Below are 15,367 nucleotides of genomic sequence, written 5' to 3'. Positions count from 1 at the left end.
AAATCTGCAAGGAAGCGCCTTATGCCCATTCTGTGGCTTTTCGTTCTGGTTCTGGCCCTTGGCCTTATCGGATTTGTACTGGGGCGCATGCGTGCGCTCAAAGATGCACATGGCGATATCCGTCAGTTGCATTCTTTGCCCAATTATTATGGTGCCAACGTGTTGTTCGCGACTTTGATCCCCGGCTTTGCCGTCATGGTGATCTGGTTGATCGCGCAACCGATGGTTATTCAAAGCCAAGTGACCTCCTTGATCCCTGAGCGCGCCTATACGGACGCAGGCTCTTTGAATCTTGTGATGTCGGATGTGCGCCGGGTGGCCGAGGGGCTTGATGTGGCGGTCGCCGAAGGGGCGATGACCCATGAGCAAGCCCGCGATATTCGCTCCGAGTTCACCGATGTGCGTGCGCGTCTGGGCGCGGTCGGCGTGGCGCTTGGGTCGAATGTGGAACCCTATGTTTTGCAAGCCGCACAGAAATATCGCACCCTGTCCAATGGCGGTCTCTGGTTGATGACTGTGCTGGCCCTGGGCGCGGCTGTGCTGGGCTTTGTGCTGTCCTATCTGCGCACCAACAAAGAGCAACGTTCGCGCAATTCGGTCGAAAGAGTGATTCTGGTGCTGTTGATCGGCGCGGCCTCCATCGCCATTCTCACCACGCTTGGCATCGTGCTGTCGCTGTTTTCCAATACCATCGAGTTTTTCAAACTCTATCCGGCCAAGGATTTCTTTTTCGGCACCACATGGTCGCCCTCCTTTGGCGGCGGTTCCGAGCTTGGCATTATCCCGCTGTTTTGGGGCACGTTCTACATTTCCTTCATCGCGCTGGCGGTGGCGGTTCCGATCGGGCTTTTCGCCGCGGTGTACCTGTCTGAATATGCCGGGCCGAAAGTGCGCGCGATTGCCAAACCGTTGCTCGAAGTGCTCGCCGGTATCCCGACCATCGTTTACGGTCTCTTCGCTTTGCTGACGGTCGGGCCGCTTTTGGTCGATCTGTTCGGTGACGGTGGCGCGCTTGGCGTTGGTTGGATGAAGGGCGGCACCGCCGTGATGACCGCAGGTCTGGTGATGGGGGTGATGTTGATCCCCTTCGTCTCCTCGCTGTCTGATGACATCATCAACGCCGTGCCTCAGGCGATGCGCGATGGCTCCCTGGGCCTTGGTGCGACCAAATCCGAAACGGTGAAACAGGTGATCCTGCCGGCCGCTTTGCCGGGCATCGTCGGCGCGATCCTTTTGGCCGCCTCGCGTGCCATCGGGGAGACCATGATCGTGGTGCTTGGGGCAGGGGCCGCCGCGCGCCTGTCCGTCAACCCGTTTGAAGCGATGACCACCGTGACCGCAAAAATCGTGTCACAGCTTACGGGGGATGCTGATTTTTCCTCGCCCGAAGCCCTCGTGGCCTTTGCCTTGGGGATGACGTTGTTCGTGATCACCCTCGCGCTTAACATCTTCGCGCTCTACATCGTGCGCAAATACCGGGAGCAGTATGACTAATGTCCGATATGACCGCAAATACGCAACCGACCCCAAAGAGCACCTCATCGCTCTATGACGAAACCAAACGCACAAAACGGCGCAACCAATCCGAGGTCCGGTTCAAAGCCTATGGCGTGGCCGCGATTGCGATTGGCTTGTTCTTCCTTATCGCTTTGCTTGTGGCGATTTTCTCCAACGGCACTCCGGCGTTCAAACAGACCTTCATCACCATTCCGGTGGAATTGACCGAGTCTGCTTTGGACAAAACCGGCAACCGCAATGTGGATGAGATGTCGAAAGTCTCCACCTTTGGCTATAAGCCGGTGGTGACCAACGCGTTGATCACGGCACTGAAAGACGCAGGCATTGCCATCCCGTTCAAAAAGGAAAAGGACGTTGAAAAACTCCTGTCCTCCTCTGTGGCTGCCCAAGTGCGCGACACGGTTTTGGCCGATCCCTCGCGCGTTGGCACATCGGTCGAGTTCCGCCTCTTGGCGTCCTCGCGGGTTGACGGCTATTTCAAAGGCCGTGTGACACGCGAGGATTTGATCCGCGACAAAAACCTCGACGCCGAGCATCTCGACATCGCCGATGCGATGGCAAAGGCCGGGTTGATGGCAACCACATTCAACGCCGATTTCATCTTTGGCTCCGACGCGTCCGAAAGCCGTCCGGAACAGGCCGGGATCGGGGTCTCCATGATGGGCTCGCTGTTCATGATGATCGTGGTGCTTTTTCTGTCGCTGCCGATTGGCGTGGCCACCTCGATCTACCTCGAAGAGTTCGCGCCGCAAAACCGCTTTACCGATCTCATCGAGGTCAATATTTCAAACCTCGCGGCGGTGCCTTCGATCGTCTTCGGCATCCTTGGTCTGGCCGTGTTCATCCAGTTCGTGCACCTGCCGCAATCGGCGCCTTTGGTCGGTGGTTTGGTGTTGACGTTGATGACCCTGCCGACGATCATCATTTCGACCCGCGCCTCGCTGAAAGCGGTGCCGCCGTCGATCCGCGATGCCGCTTTGGGTGTCGGGGCCTCGAAAATGCAATCGGTGTTCCACCATGTGCTGCCCTTGGCGATGCCGGGGATCTTGACCGGGACCATCATCGGTCTGGCGCAGGCTTTGGGCGAAACCGCACCTTTGCTGTTGATCGGGATGGTGGGCTTTATCGCCTCCAACATGCCCGACGGGATCGCCTCCGGCTTTCTTGATCCGAACTCCGCCATGCCGGCCCAGATTTACGAATGGGCCAAACGTGCCGATCCTGCCTATTATGAACGGGCATGGGGCGGCATCATCATCCTTCTTTTGTTCCTGATGACGATGAACATCATCGCCGTCATTCTGCGCCGCCGCTTTGAGCGTCGCTGGTAATGAGGTCTGAGCCATGAACGATATGCGAATTGTGAAAAGAGACGTGGACATGAATGACACCAAAATCTCAGCCAAAGGCGTACAGGTTTTTTACGGCGACACCCACGCGATCAAAGACGTGGATGTCGAGATCAAAGACAAAACCGTCACCGCCTTTATCGGCCCGTCGGGCTGTGGCAAGTCCACCTTCCTGCGCTGTTTGAACCGGATGAACGACACGATTGATGTCTGTCGGGTGGAGGGCAAGATTTTGCTCGACCAAGAGGACATTTACGACAAACGCGTCGATCCGGTGCAATTGCGCGCGAAAGTGGGTATGGTGTTCCAAAAACCGAACCCGTTCCCGAAATCCATCTATGACAACGTCGCCTACGGGCCGCGCATTCACGGGCTGGCCGGATCGAAAGCGGATTTGGACGTGATCGTTGAAAAATCCCTGCGCCGTGCCGCAATTTGGGACGAGGTCAAAGACCGTCTTCAGGCCCCCGGAACGGGTCTTTCGGGCGGGCAACAACAGCGTCTGTGCATCGCGCGCGCTGTGGCGACCGAGCCCGAAGTGCTGTTGATGGACGAACCTTGTTCCGCCCTTGACCCGATTGCCACACTGCAAGTCGAGGAATTGATTGACGAGCTGCGCGAAAACTTCTCTGTGGTGATCGTGACCCACTCGATGCAACAGGCCGCGCGCGTCAGCCAAAAGACCGCGTTTTTCCACCTTGGGAACCTGGTTGAATACGGTGACACACAGCAGATTTTCACCAACCCGAAAGATGAGCGCACTGAAAGCTACATCACCGGCCGGATCGGCTAAGGGAGATAGAAATGCATAACGATAACAAACATATTGCCTCTGCTTTTGATCGTGATCTGGAGGCCATTCAGGCCCTGATCATGAAAATGGGCGGGTTGGTTGAAGCCAATATCAAAGACGCCGCTCAAGCGCTTGAAGAGCGCGATGTGGAGCTGGCCGAAAAGGTTCGCAAATCCGACAAAATCATCGACAAGCTGGAAGAGGAAGTGAACGAGGAGGCCGCGCGCCTCATCGCTTTGCGCTCTCCGACAGCGGGCGATTTGCGCACGGTGTTAACGGTGATGAAAATCTCCACCAACCTTGAGCGCTGTGGCGATTACGCCAAAAACCTCGCCAAACGCACCGGGGTTTTGGTCAATATGAACCCGATCACGGGGGCCGCCACCTCGATCCGTCGCATGGCGCGCGAAGTCGAAGAAATGCTCAAACTGGCGCTTGATGCCTATATCCAGCGCGATGTCGGCATGGCCAACGAAGTCCGTCACCGTGACCTCGATGTCGATCAGATGTACAACGCGCTGTTCCGCGAATTCCTCACCTATATGATGGAAGATCCGCGCAACATCACCGCCTGTATGCACCTGCATTTCATCGCCAAAAACATCGAACGCATGGGGGATCATGCCACCTCGATCGCGGAACAGGTGATCTACCTCACCACCGGCGAGTTGCCCGAGGATGCGCGCCCGAAAGGCGACATCACGTCACAGAGAATGATGGATGTGGAGGACGAATAATGGCCGCTGATCAACCCCGCGTTCTGGTGGTCGAAGACGAACCTGCCCAGCGAGAGGTTTTGGCCTATAACCTCGAAGCCGAAGGATTTGTCGTCTCGAAAGCCGAGAATGGCGATGATGCCCTGTTGTTTGTGGACGAAGATCAGCCCGATATCATCGTGCTCGATTGGATGCTCCCTGGCGTGTCCGGCATCGAGATTTGCCGCCGTTTGAAAACCCGTGCGGACACGCGCGACATTCCGGTCATCATGCTGTCGGCCCGTTCTGAAGAAGTGGACCGGGTGCGGGGGTTAGAGACCGGAGCGGATGACTATGTGGTCAAACCCTATTCGGTGATCGAACTTATGGCACGGGTGCGCACGCAATTGCGGCGCGTGCGTCCGGCGGCGGCGGGGCAGGTGTTGGAATTCGAAGACATCCGCCTTGATTCCGAAACCCATCGGGTGACACGTGGCGAAAGCTCTTTGAAACTTGGGCCGACCGAATTCCGCCTGTTGTCCACCTTCATGGAAAAACCGGGCCGGGTCTGGTCGCGCGAACAGCTTTTGGATCGGGTCTGGGGCCGCGACATCTATGTCGACACCCGCACCGTCGATGTCCATATCGGCCGTTTGCGCAAGGCGTTGTGCCAATATGGCGGCATCGACCCGGTGCGCACCGTGCGTGGGGCAGGGTACGCGCTCGGCTAAGCGCCCCGTTCTTGCAAAATAAAACACACACCGCCCTTCACAAAAGGGGCGGTGTTTTTGTCTTGAGCGGGCGTGTGCTCGGGCAACGTGCCACGCCATGGCATCACTTGATGCAAAGACTGGCAACACCCTTCCGTTCTTCGCCAGCAACAGCAAAGTTTTGATTCACGTTTTTCGCGAAACCCTTTAAGGGATCAAATAAGAGACAGATGCACCGCGAAGGATCAAGACGATGATGACGGCCATCCAAGTAAAGGAACCTGCCCACCTGCGCACCTATCGCGGGATTCGTGATCTGATCCTCTCTGGCGATCTGGTGCCCGGCCAACCTGTCACCATCCAAGGGCTGATTGACCAACTCGGCTCCGGCATGACACCCGTGCGCGAGGCCATTCGTCGGCTGACCTCAGAGGGCGCTTTGATTTTCCATGGCAACCGCCGGGTGACGGTGCCCGTACTGACGCTGGCGCAAGTGGACGAGTTGATCCTCGCCCGTTGTAGCCTGGAGCCCGAATTGGCGCGACGTGCGGCGATGTGCATTTCCGCGGAGGACATAACAGCCTTAGAAGAGATAGATGAGGCGATTGACGAGTCGATGCGCGCGGGCGACACCCGTGGATATATGATCCACAATCACCGGTTTCACATGGCGCTGTACGCCCCGGCACAGGCCGAGGTGATTGGACCCATCGTCGATGCGCTGTGGCTGCGTTCGGCCCCGGCGCTGCGGGTGATGTGTACGCGGTTTGGCACACAAAACCTGCCGGATATGCATATGGCCGCCATCGCCGCGCTGCGCGTCAGGGACGCAGATGCAGCGGCGGAGGCAATCCGGGCTGATGTGTTGCAGGGGATGGAAAACGTCCGCGCCATCCTTTCAGACGGCGCGTCATTGGTGTAACTGCGGTTTAGGCATAACCTGAACTTAAACGGATATCGCCTTGATTTCACAGAAATCTTCGATGCCGTAGACACCGCCTTCGCGACCATTGCCTGACAGTTTATAGCCCCCAAAAGGTGAGCCATAAGAAATGTCCGAACCATTGAGATGCACCATGCCCGCGCGAATGTCGCGCGCCATGGCCAGCCCGCGGGCCTCATCGCCGGTCTGGATATAGGCGGCCAACCCGTATGGCGTGTCATTGGCGATGCGCACGGCGTCCGCGTCGTCCTGATAGGCGATCATCACCAAAACCGGGCCAAACACCTCTTCTTGTGCGATGCGCATGTCATTGGTCACGTCGCCGAACACGGTGGGACGGCAGAAATAGCCACGATTAAATCCCTCTGGACGGCCAAGACCGCCCGCAACCACGCGCGCACCGTCCTCAATCCCGACCTGAATCAGGCTTTGCACCCGGTCATATTGCATCTGTGACACCAGCGGACCAATGTGGGAGCCGGGCAGCGACGGCAGCCCCACCGTGGTGGCCTCTGCGGCCTCTTTGGCAATCTCCATCGCCGCCTCATATTGGCTTGCGGGCACCAACATCCGCGTTGGCGCATTGCAGCTTTGGCCAGTGTTTTGGAAACAATGGCGCACGCCGCGTTTGACCGCCGCGTCCAAATCGCAATCGTCCAACAGGATGTTGGGGGATTTGCCGCCCAATTCCAACGTCACACGTTTGACCGTGGCAGCGGCGGCTTTGGAAATTTCCACGCCTGCACGGGTCGAGCCGGTAAAGGAGATCATCGCCACATCCGGGTGGCTCGAAATCGCCGCACCGACGGTCGGCCCATCGCCGTTCACAAGGTTGAACACGCCTGCGGGCACACCGGCGTCTGCCAAAATCTCTGCGTATAAAAGCGCGCTCATCGGCGTCAACTCGGAGGGTTTGAGCACCATCGTACAGCCTGCGGCAATCGCCGGAATGACCTTGAGCGCGATCTGGTTGATCGGCCAGTTCCATGGCGTGATAAAACCACAAACACCAATCGGCTCATGCAGGATCACATCGCCCACAGCGTTTTTGTGTTCAAATTCAAAGGTTTCAAGCGCCTTGACCACACCGTCCAAATGGCCAATGCCAACCGCAGCCTGCGCCCGGTCCGAGAGCGAAATCGGCGCGCCCATTTCCTCGGAAATCGCTTGGGCCATCTCGTCATACCGCGCTTGGTAGGCGCTTCGGATCGCGGCCAAAAGCTCCAGACGCTCCGCTTTCGTGGTGCGTGAAAAGGCCGGGAAGGCGGCTTTGGCCGCGGCCACGGCGGCGTCCACATCGGCAGTGGTGCCCATGGCGACAGAGGCAAAGATTTCCTCCGTCGCCGGGTTGATCACATCAAGCGTCTCCCCCCCCTGAGGTGCGACCCATTGCCCGCCGATATAGAAGCGATCCGTTTTCAATTCCGTCATGTGAGCCTCATATCTGTTTGAATTTCTTAGAACTTGTCACGCAAAGCATACCACGTCATCGCCGCAACCAAAAGCGGTGTGCGCAGCTTTGGCCCGCCCGGAAACCCCGGCGTCGGCAGGTGGTTGATGACATCGAACCGCGCGGCCTGACCGGCGATGGCCTCGGCGGCGATTTTACCCGCGAGGGTTGCCAGCGCCACGCCCTGACCGGAAAACCCGGCAATGGAGAGGGCAGAGGGGCCAAGCCGGTCAAAATGCGGCAGGCGCGACATGGTGATGCCCAAAGTGCCGCCCCATGCGTAGTCGATTTTGGCCGATTCGAGTTGTGGAAACACCTCCAACATTGGCCCGCGCACCTTGGCACGCAAGTCAGTTGGGAATTTGTAACCATAGCTTTCGCCACCGCCGAAAATCATCCGATTGTCCTCGGAGAGGCGGAAATAATTGATCACAAAGCGCGAGTCAGCCACGGCATAGCGGTTTGGGATCAAGCTGTTGGCGAGATCTTGGGGCAGGGGTTCCGTCACCGCGATAAAATTATTGATCGGCATCACGCGACGGCTGACCGTGGGCAACAGGTTGTTGTGATAACCGTTGAGCGCCAGGATCAAATGATCCGCCTCGATCAGGGCAGACACGGTGTGAACCCGTGGTTTCGCCGCTGTGTCCACCTTGGTGACGCGCGAGGTTTCAAACATCCGCACACCTGCCGCCTCGGCCAAACGCGCCAGAGCAAAGGCGTAGCGCAGCGGATGAAGGTGCCCCGATCCCATGTCCAGAGACCCGGAATGATAGCCCGGGCTGCCGACCTCATGATGGATTTCGTCGCGCGAGAGAAAGCGGATTTTATCATAGCCATAGGTGGTATTGAGATGCTCCACATGGGCCTTGGAATGGGCACCATAGCGGGCGCGGTGATTGGCGTGAATGACGCCATCGGTCCAGCCACAGCCATCGCCATCCTCATGGATCAACGCCTTGACCAGATCGACCGCCTCAGATCCCATGTCCCAAAGCACACGCGCGGTGTCGAGACCGACGAGCGTCTCAAGATCGCCCTGTTCCAACCGCTGCCCGGTGGAGACCTGACCGCCATTGCGACCAGAGGCGCCGGAGCCGACCCGCGAGGCCTCCAAAAGCACCACATCCAAGCCCTGACGCGCCAAATGCAGCGCCGCAGACAGCCCACCGTAGCCGCCGCCAACGACGCAGACATCGGCCTTGATCGCGCCTTCGGCCGCAGGGTAAGGACCGGGCACTTCGGCTGTGGCGGCGTAAAAGGAGCGGGGGTGTTGGCCGGGCGTGTCGTTGATGGTGAGAATGTCCATGAGATTACGCTGAAACGTTCAGCCCCTCCGCGTTGAGATAGGCCAGAGTTTCATCCAGCGAGAGCCGCGCACGATCGATCAGGATGTCAATTTCCGCCTTGGTGATGATCAAGGGCGGTGAGATGATCATCCGGTCGCCAACATGGCGCATCACCAGATTATTGGCAAAACAACGCTCGCGACAGTAATAGCCGACAGTGCCTGTGGGGCTTGCGAATTTGGCGCGGGTGGCTTTGTTTGGCGTCAGGGCGATGGAGCCCATGAGACCGACGATTTTCGCCTCTCCGACCAGCGGGTGATCGGTCAGGCTTTCCCATTTTTCCTTGAGATAAGGCGCGATGTCAGACCCGGCGCGCTCAATGATGCCGTCTTCGTCCAGCAAGCGCAGGTTTTCGAGCGCCACGGCACAAGCCACCGGATGCCCGGCATAGGTATAGCCATGGGCGAATTCGTCGGCGGCATCGAGCGTGTTGAAAATCTCGTCCGAGACAATGGACGCGCCCAAGGGGATATAGCCCGAGGTGATGCCCTTGGCGCAGGTCATGATGTCGGGGGTGAAGCCCATGGTTTGACAGCCGAACCAGTTGCCGGTGCGGCCAAAGCCAGTGATCACTTCGTCGGCGATCAACAGGATGCCATATTGCTTACAAATACGTTGAATTTCAGGCCAGTAGGTGACGGGGGGCACGATCACGCCGCCTGCGCCTTGGACTGGTTCCGCGATAAAGGCCGCGACCTTATCGGCGCCAAGCTCAAGGATTTTCGCCTCCAGTTGACGGGCCCGTTCAAGCCCGAAATCTTCGGGTGTCCTATCGCCGCCTTCGGACCACCAATCAGGCTGATCAATATGCACGATGCCGGGGATCGGCAGACCGCCTTGGGCATGCATGCCCTTCATCCCGCCCAAAGAGGCCGCCCCCATGGTCGAGCCATGATAGCCATTCCAGCGCGAGATTACGATGGAACGCTCCGGCTGGCCCTTGGCGGCCCAATAATGGCGCACCATGCGCAGGTTTGTGTCGTTGGAATCCGAGCCAGAGCCGTTGAAAAACACATGGTTCAAATCACCCGGCGCAAGCTCGGCCAGACGTTTGGCCAGCATGATCGCGGGCACGGTCGATGTTTGGAAAAAGGTGTTGTAGAACGGCAATTGCAACATCTGGCGGGCGGCGACGTCGACCAATTCCTGACGCCCGTACCCGATATTGACACACCAAAGCCCCGCCATCGCATCAAGGATCACGCAGCCGTCGCTGTCGGTCAGCCACACGCCCTTGGCGGAGGTGATGATCCGCGCACCTTTCTTGGCCAGTTCCGCGCTGTCTGTGAACGGGTGCATATGGTGGGCGGCGTCAAGCGCCTGAAGCTCTGCGGTGGGCAAATGATTGTCACTCATGCGATCAATGTCCTTTGATGATCACGCCTGAACACTCAGGCCGGGTCGGAATGCGGTGGTGGCACACGGCCACGGTATCGCCACACATAAAAGGAGCTGGCACGACGCATTGCGCGCAAGTCCGAGCGTGGAAGAGAACTTGCGCGAAAATATGATCAAATTTTTAGAGAGGTCAAGTCCTGACCACTCTCGGCAGCGGCAAACAGGCTTTCGAGCTGTTCACGAGTGCTCACCACACCTTTGGCGCGACTGACCCCGATCTCGTCAATCAGGATCGCAAAAGGCCATTTGGTCACTTTGAATGTTTGCCCCAATTCCGTAGGTTTTTCTTTACGTAAGATGACAAAAGAAAAGACGTTTAAAAGACCCAAAAACATAGACCGTGAAAATCTTGCAAAACCGGATTTACGGAAAACCCGATCCCCGCGCCCTGACAATCAATTTTGGCAGTGGCGCCCATATGCAGTGGTGCCCATAGAGAGTAACGGAGTGTCGTTGGGGGTTGAGGGATTATGCTGAATAGCCTATTGCTGATAGCCGATGTAACCACCTACCTAGACCATTTTCACATGAGCAGCGCCACAGATGATGCGCCGCTTCACGCTGGCCTCGGCGCGGTCGCCCATGCTTCGAGAGGTGTTCAACCGACTTTACAGGTTCAAAAATAGATCTGAATCTGACCATTGAAGGATAAAATTAGACATTGGACCCACGTCGCGCGATCTCTTGGAGGGATTTAAAAATATCGAAGCGTGTCGAATGAATTTCGGATGTTGAACCGGACTGTGGAATGTAATGATCGGAAAATTGTGTCATTTGTAGCATGGCTGCCGGAATGCTTGGAAAAGCCTCACCCGCAACTGCCCCAAGGATCGCCGCCCCCAACAGCACCGGTTCTTCTGTTCTTGGCGCTGCAACTTCGACACCGGTCGCATCAGCCAACAACTGACGGATCATTGGGCTTCGTCCAGCGCCACCACTTATAACGATACGCCGAATTGATGCGCCGGCGCGGCTCTGCGCTTCAATGATTTGGCGAAGCCCGTACCCGATACCGCAAAGCCCAGCGACGTAGAGTGCAATGAGGCTCTCTAAATCTTGATCCATTCCCAAGCCTGCGATGACAGCTCGGGTGTGCGGGTCAGCAAAGGGTGCGCGATTGCCCAAAAATTCCGGCACCACCTGAACGCCTTTGGCAAGGGAGACAACATTTGTTCCGTCATTCAAACGGCTCTCTGCCTCAGTTGCCAACCATTCAGGTAAGGCCATCGAGGCTTGGGCAGCCATCTCCGTGGCCGTCCCAGAATACGGATGCAGGGTAAGCAGGGTATCAATTGCTGCACCTGCTGCGGATTGTCCGCCTTCGTTTAACCAAAGGCCCGGCACCATGGCCGAATAGTAAGGACCCCAAACACCTGGAACGAACACTGGCTCTTGGGTCGATGTCATCGTGCAGGACGAGGTGCCGAAAACATAGGCGAGGTTTGCCTCTGCCCCACCCCCGCCATTGGCACCGACCGATCCAACGCCACCTGCATGAGCATCAATCAGACCAGCTGCAACGGGAATACCGGCTGTCAAACCGAGCTCTGCCGCGGCGACGTCTGTCAAACCTGCTCCAAGCGATGTTCCAGCGGGGACAACGTTTGTTCCGATCCTTGCAAAATCATCAGCGATCAGATCACCCAACCCAACCTGTTCGAAATAGGATGCGTCCCATGCGTTTTCGTGGGCGAGGAAGGTCCACTTGCAGGTCACAGTGCAAACCGACCGCGACAGATCGCCAGTGGCGCGCCATGTAAGAAAATCGGTGAGATCCATAAACTGCCACGAAGCGTCATAGACCTCTGACCGGTTTTCCTTGAGCCAAAGCAGTTTGGGCGTTTCCATTTCCGGCGAGATCCGACCACCGACATAGTCGAGAACGCGGTGGCCCGTCGCATTGATCCGGTTCGCCTGATCAATAGCGCGATGGTCCATCCAGACGATAATGTTGCGTTCGGGGTCGTTGGTATGCCCAATGGGAAGCGGATCACCACCTTGTCCAAGCACAACAAGCGAACAGGTTGCATCGAAGCCTATGCCTCCGATTTGATCACCAGACAGATCTGCCGCAGCCAAGGCACCCTTTGTTGCCGATGCAACGGCCGCCCAAATCTCTGAACTTGACTGTTCTACAATATTGGCAGCATCACGATAAAGCTGGATCACACATTTGTCGGTTCCGACAAGCATGCCGTTCACGTCAAAAATACCAGCTCGCGCGCTCCCTGTGCCAACATCAATCCCCAAAAAGTAAGCGGCCTTATCCGGTGATCCGATCATGGTTCAAACCCTTCTCTCAGAACTTATAAATCGACACTATTCGGCAGGATCACCATGTCGCGAATGACAACTCCGCGCGGACGCGTCAGCATAAAGAGAACGGCTTCGGCGACCTCACGCGGTTGCATCAGCGACCCATTGGCAAGCGCGTCTTCCATTTTCTCTTTGGGCCAATCGTCCAGCAATGCTGTGACAACTGGCCCTGGGAGAACCGCGCCCATCCGAATTCCATATTGGGAAACCTGACGACGGGTCGAATGGAGGAATGCTTGAACTGCAAATTTTGATGCGGTGTAGATCGGCTCCCAAACCACAGGGACAACACCGGCGACAGAACTGGTAAAGATGACATCACCAGATTTGCGGTCGATCATCGCGGGCAACACAGCCTGCACACTACGGAATGCGGCGTTGATGTTCAGGTTCAACATACGGTCCCAGACGTCGGGATCACCTTCCGCAGCAGGACCACCAACATAGGCCCCCGCATTTGCGTGGAAGATGTCCAGCGGGCCGACCAAGGCTTCGATCTTTGGCAACATCGAAGAGACTTGCGGTCCGTCCAGGAGGTCGATGACCAATGGGTGAGCGTTCTCTCCCAACTCTTCGCAGAGCAGGTTCAGGCGGTCCTCTGCGCGGTCGATCAAGACGACTTTTGCACCTTCTTCGAGTAGGATGCGGGCACATTCTAGGCCAATACCTGACGCTGCGCCTGTGATCGCGGCGGTTTTTCCGATCAATTTTTGCGACATTTCAAATCCTTTCCAGATCAGGCGCGGCCGTGGCTTGCGCGAGAGCGACGAGCGAGGGAGTCAACGATCACAGCGATTGCGAGAACAGCGCCAGTGATCATGTAGCGGAGCGAAGAACTCAGGTTTAGCAAAGTGAGGCCGTTGGAAATCGCCATGATCACAATGACGCCAAGCAGTGCCGACCATGCCGAACCGCGCCCACCAAAGAGGGATGTCCCACCGATAACCGCAGCCGCAATCGCATTGAGGTTAACATCGCCTGTGCCTGCCTGTTGGCTGGCCGATGCAAGACGCGCAGCAGCGAAGACACCCCCCAACGAGGCCAAAACCGAACAGACGACGAATGCAGACATACGGATGCGGAACACGTTGATGCCAGAACGACGGGCTGCCTCAGCGTTTCCACCGACGGCAAACATGGACCGCCCCCATTTCGTGCGTGTCAGTCCATAATTCAGAATAACAACCAACAGAACAAAGCCGCCAAACATCCACGGCACACCACGACCGAGTTCGAGGTAATAGACCGCAAAGACGAGGCCGATGGTCAGAAGTGCTGCCTTTACAATCGCAACACTCAGGCTTTCTGCACTGAGGTTTGCCGCCGTTCGTTTCGCATTGGTCTTTACCGCGCCGATCATGATCAGAACACCGGGTAGGATCGCGACCAGATAGGAGAGATAAGCCGGCATGATCAAAATCTGACCGAAACGCACGAGCGGCGAAGTGAATGGCAAGTTGATCGAGCCAGTCGGCCCAAGGATGTAAAGCTGCATGCCCAAAAGCGCGAGCAAACCGGCCAGAGTGGCAACAAAGCTCGGCATTTCAAACTTATTGCGCAGAAAGCCATAGAGGAAACCGATCAGCGCACCATTCGCCAGTACCGCGAGGATCGCGACCGCGAGAGGAACACCACTTTTGACCCAAAGGACGCCGATAATTGCAGAGGACAGCCCGCTCATCGAACCGATGGAGAGGTCAATCTCGCCCAAGAGAAGAACGCAGACCACGCCGAGTGCGATAAGGCCGACTGCCGCCGCATCGAACAACAAGTTCACAAGGTTATTCGGCGCTAAGAATACAGGGTTCAAGGTCGTGAACACCGCAGAAATCAGCAGCAGCCCGACGATAACTGGCAACATACCGAGGTCTCCAGATCGTACCTTATCCGTGAATTTCTTAAACGCACCGGCGAGGCCAGCATCATGACGCACTCGCGCGTCAGCACGATCAAGTCTTGGGGTCATTTGATTTGCTTCGTTTGTCATTGGACCGCCTCCGCGTCCTGTTGTTTGCGGGCTGCACGTCGTGAAACAGAGTTTTCGCTCGCTCCGGTGATCGCGGCGACCAAATCCTGATGCGAGGTGTCGGACGTAAAGACGCCGTTATTTTTACCCAGACGCAACACGACGATGCGGTCTGCGACCGCTCGAACATCTTCCATATTATGTGAAATCAGGATGACGCCGTGCCCACGATCACGCACGCGCTCAATGAGATTTAGCACTTCGGCCGATTGCGCAACGCCAAGCGCGGCCGTCGGCTCATCAAGCATAATAATATGCGGATCCAAAAGAAGCGAACGGGCAATCGCAACCGTTTGGCGCTGACCGCCAGAAAGGGAGGCAATGGGTTCGCGCACAGACGGAATGCGCGCGGCAAGTTCTTGAAGAAGCGTCCAGGCGCGAACCTCCATCTGAACTTCATCCATGCGCCACGGATTCACTTCGTGACCCAAAAATAGATTAGCGACAACGTCTAGGTTTTCACAAAGAGCAAGGTCTTGGAAAACCGTCGCGATCCCCATTTCAAGCGCTTTCTTGGGGGTGTCGAGCGAAACGGGTTTGCCTAAATACTCAATAGACCCAGAGGTCGGTTGGTGAACACCCGCCAGAACTTTGACGAGGGTCGATTTACCGGCGCCGTTGTCCCCGACCAGTGCAACCACTTCACCGGCGTGGACGTCCAGTTCGATGTCTTCCAGCGCGGTCACTGCCCCGAATTGTTTACCAATACCGTGCAAACGCAGGATCAGTTCCCCTTTTGACGGGGTATTTGATTGGGTTGTCACTTCGGTGCCCTCCATCCCTAAAGCGTTCCGCCATAAACCTGTTTCATGGGTTTATG

The 15,367-nt window shown here is 57.0% G+C and carries 14 protein-coding genes; 6 read left to right on the top strand and 8 right to left on the bottom strand.

All coding sequences use genetic code 11. The features are described 5' to 3' along the window. The first annotated feature begins 21 nt into the window (after positions 1-21). From pstC to BLT54_RS00480, 6 genes are all read left to right on the top strand, one after another. Positions 22-1,494 carry a phosphate ABC transporter permease subunit PstC gene (pstC, locus tag BLT54_RS00505; protein ID WP_074640032.1) on the top strand — a complete coding sequence of 491 codons (1,473 nt, stop codon included), beginning with the start codon at positions 22-24 and terminating at the stop codon, positions 1,492-1,494. After that, positions 1,494-2,849, top strand: a complete 1,356-nt coding sequence (pstA, locus tag BLT54_RS00500; RefSeq protein WP_074640030.1) for a phosphate ABC transporter permease PstA — start codon at positions 1,494-1,496, stop codon at positions 2,847-2,849. The genes pstC and pstA overlap by 1 nt, the downstream gene beginning before the upstream one ends. Positions 2,850-2,862: 13 nt before the next feature. Then, positions 2,863-3,660, top strand: a complete 798-nt coding sequence (gene pstB / locus BLT54_RS00495; RefSeq protein ID WP_040402121.1) for a phosphate ABC transporter ATP-binding protein PstB — start codon at positions 2,863-2,865, stop codon at positions 3,658-3,660. An 11-nt stretch (positions 3,661-3,671) separates the two neighbouring features. Beyond that, the gene (phoU, locus tag BLT54_RS00490; protein ID WP_074640028.1) at positions 3,672-4,397 is read left to right on the top strand and encodes a phosphate signaling complex protein PhoU; all 726 of its coding nucleotides are present in this window, start codon (positions 3,672-3,674) and stop codon (positions 4,395-4,397) included. Then, the gene (gene phoB, locus BLT54_RS00485; protein WP_009571933.1) at positions 4,397-5,086 is read left to right on the top strand and encodes a phosphate regulon transcriptional regulator PhoB; all 690 of its coding nucleotides are present in this window, start codon (positions 4,397-4,399) and stop codon (positions 5,084-5,086) included. Before phoU ends, phoB begins: the two co-directional genes overlap by 1 nt. Positions 5,087-5,318: 232 nt before the next feature. Continuing rightward, the gene (locus BLT54_RS00480) at positions 5,319-5,987 is read left to right on the top strand and encodes a GntR family transcriptional regulator (protein ID WP_083351624.1); all 669 of its coding nucleotides are present in this window, start codon (positions 5,319-5,321) and stop codon (positions 5,985-5,987) included. A gap of 24 nt (positions 5,988-6,011) precedes the next feature. On the opposite strand, the gene BLT54_RS00475 is transcribed toward BLT54_RS00480, so the two are convergent. From BLT54_RS00475 to BLT54_RS00440, 8 genes are all read right to left on the bottom strand, one after another. Further along, the gene (locus BLT54_RS00475) at positions 6,012-7,439 is read right to left on the bottom strand and encodes an aldehyde dehydrogenase family protein (protein ID WP_074640026.1); all 1,428 of its coding nucleotides are present in this window, start codon (positions 7,437-7,439) and stop codon (positions 6,012-6,014) included. 26 nt (positions 7,440-7,465) lie between these two features. After that, positions 7,466-8,767 carry an NAD(P)/FAD-dependent oxidoreductase gene (locus tag BLT54_RS00470; RefSeq protein WP_074640024.1) on the bottom strand — a complete coding sequence of 434 codons (1,302 nt, stop codon included), beginning with the start codon at positions 8,765-8,767 and terminating at the stop codon, positions 7,466-7,468. Between the two features lie 4 nt (positions 8,768-8,771). Beyond that, positions 8,772-10,163, bottom strand: coding sequence for an aspartate aminotransferase family protein (locus BLT54_RS00465; protein WP_074640022.1), 1,392 nt, complete (start codon positions 10,161-10,163; stop codon positions 8,772-8,774). Positions 10,164-10,318: 155 nt separating this feature from the next. Continuing rightward, positions 10,319-10,540 carry a thioredoxin domain-containing protein gene (locus BLT54_RS00460; protein ID WP_074640019.1) on the bottom strand — a complete coding sequence of 74 codons (222 nt, stop codon included), beginning with the start codon at positions 10,538-10,540 and terminating at the stop codon, positions 10,319-10,321. 319 nt (positions 10,541-10,859) lie between these two features. Beyond that, on the bottom strand, positions 10,860-12,488 hold the full coding sequence (locus tag BLT54_RS00455; protein ID WP_074640017.1) for an FGGY-family carbohydrate kinase: 1,629 nt from the start codon (positions 12,486-12,488) through the stop codon (positions 10,860-10,862). Positions 12,489-12,511: 23 nt separating this feature from the next. Continuing rightward, positions 12,512-13,240 (bottom strand): SDR family oxidoreductase, encoded by a 729-nt coding sequence (locus BLT54_RS00450; protein WP_074640015.1) that lies wholly within the window; start codon positions 13,238-13,240, stop codon positions 12,512-12,514. A 17-nt stretch (positions 13,241-13,257) separates the two neighbouring features. After that, positions 13,258-14,508: a sugar ABC transporter permease gene (locus tag BLT54_RS00445; protein WP_074640013.1), complete on the bottom strand. Its 1,251-nt coding sequence runs from the start codon at positions 14,506-14,508 to the stop codon at positions 13,258-13,260. Beyond that, a complete protein-coding gene (locus tag BLT54_RS00440; RefSeq protein WP_074640009.1) occupies positions 14,505-15,326 on the bottom strand; it encodes an ATP-binding cassette domain-containing protein in 822 nt (273 codons plus the stop codon). Before BLT54_RS00440 ends, BLT54_RS00445 begins: the two co-directional genes overlap by 4 nt. Positions 15,327-15,367: the final 41 nt, after the last annotated feature.

This window comes from Celeribacter baekdonensis, assembly GCF_900102315.1.
Lineage (GTDB): Bacteria > Pseudomonadota > Alphaproteobacteria > Rhodobacterales > Rhodobacteraceae > Celeribacter > Celeribacter baekdonensis.
This window is presented reverse-complemented; position numbering and strand designations above follow the sequence as displayed.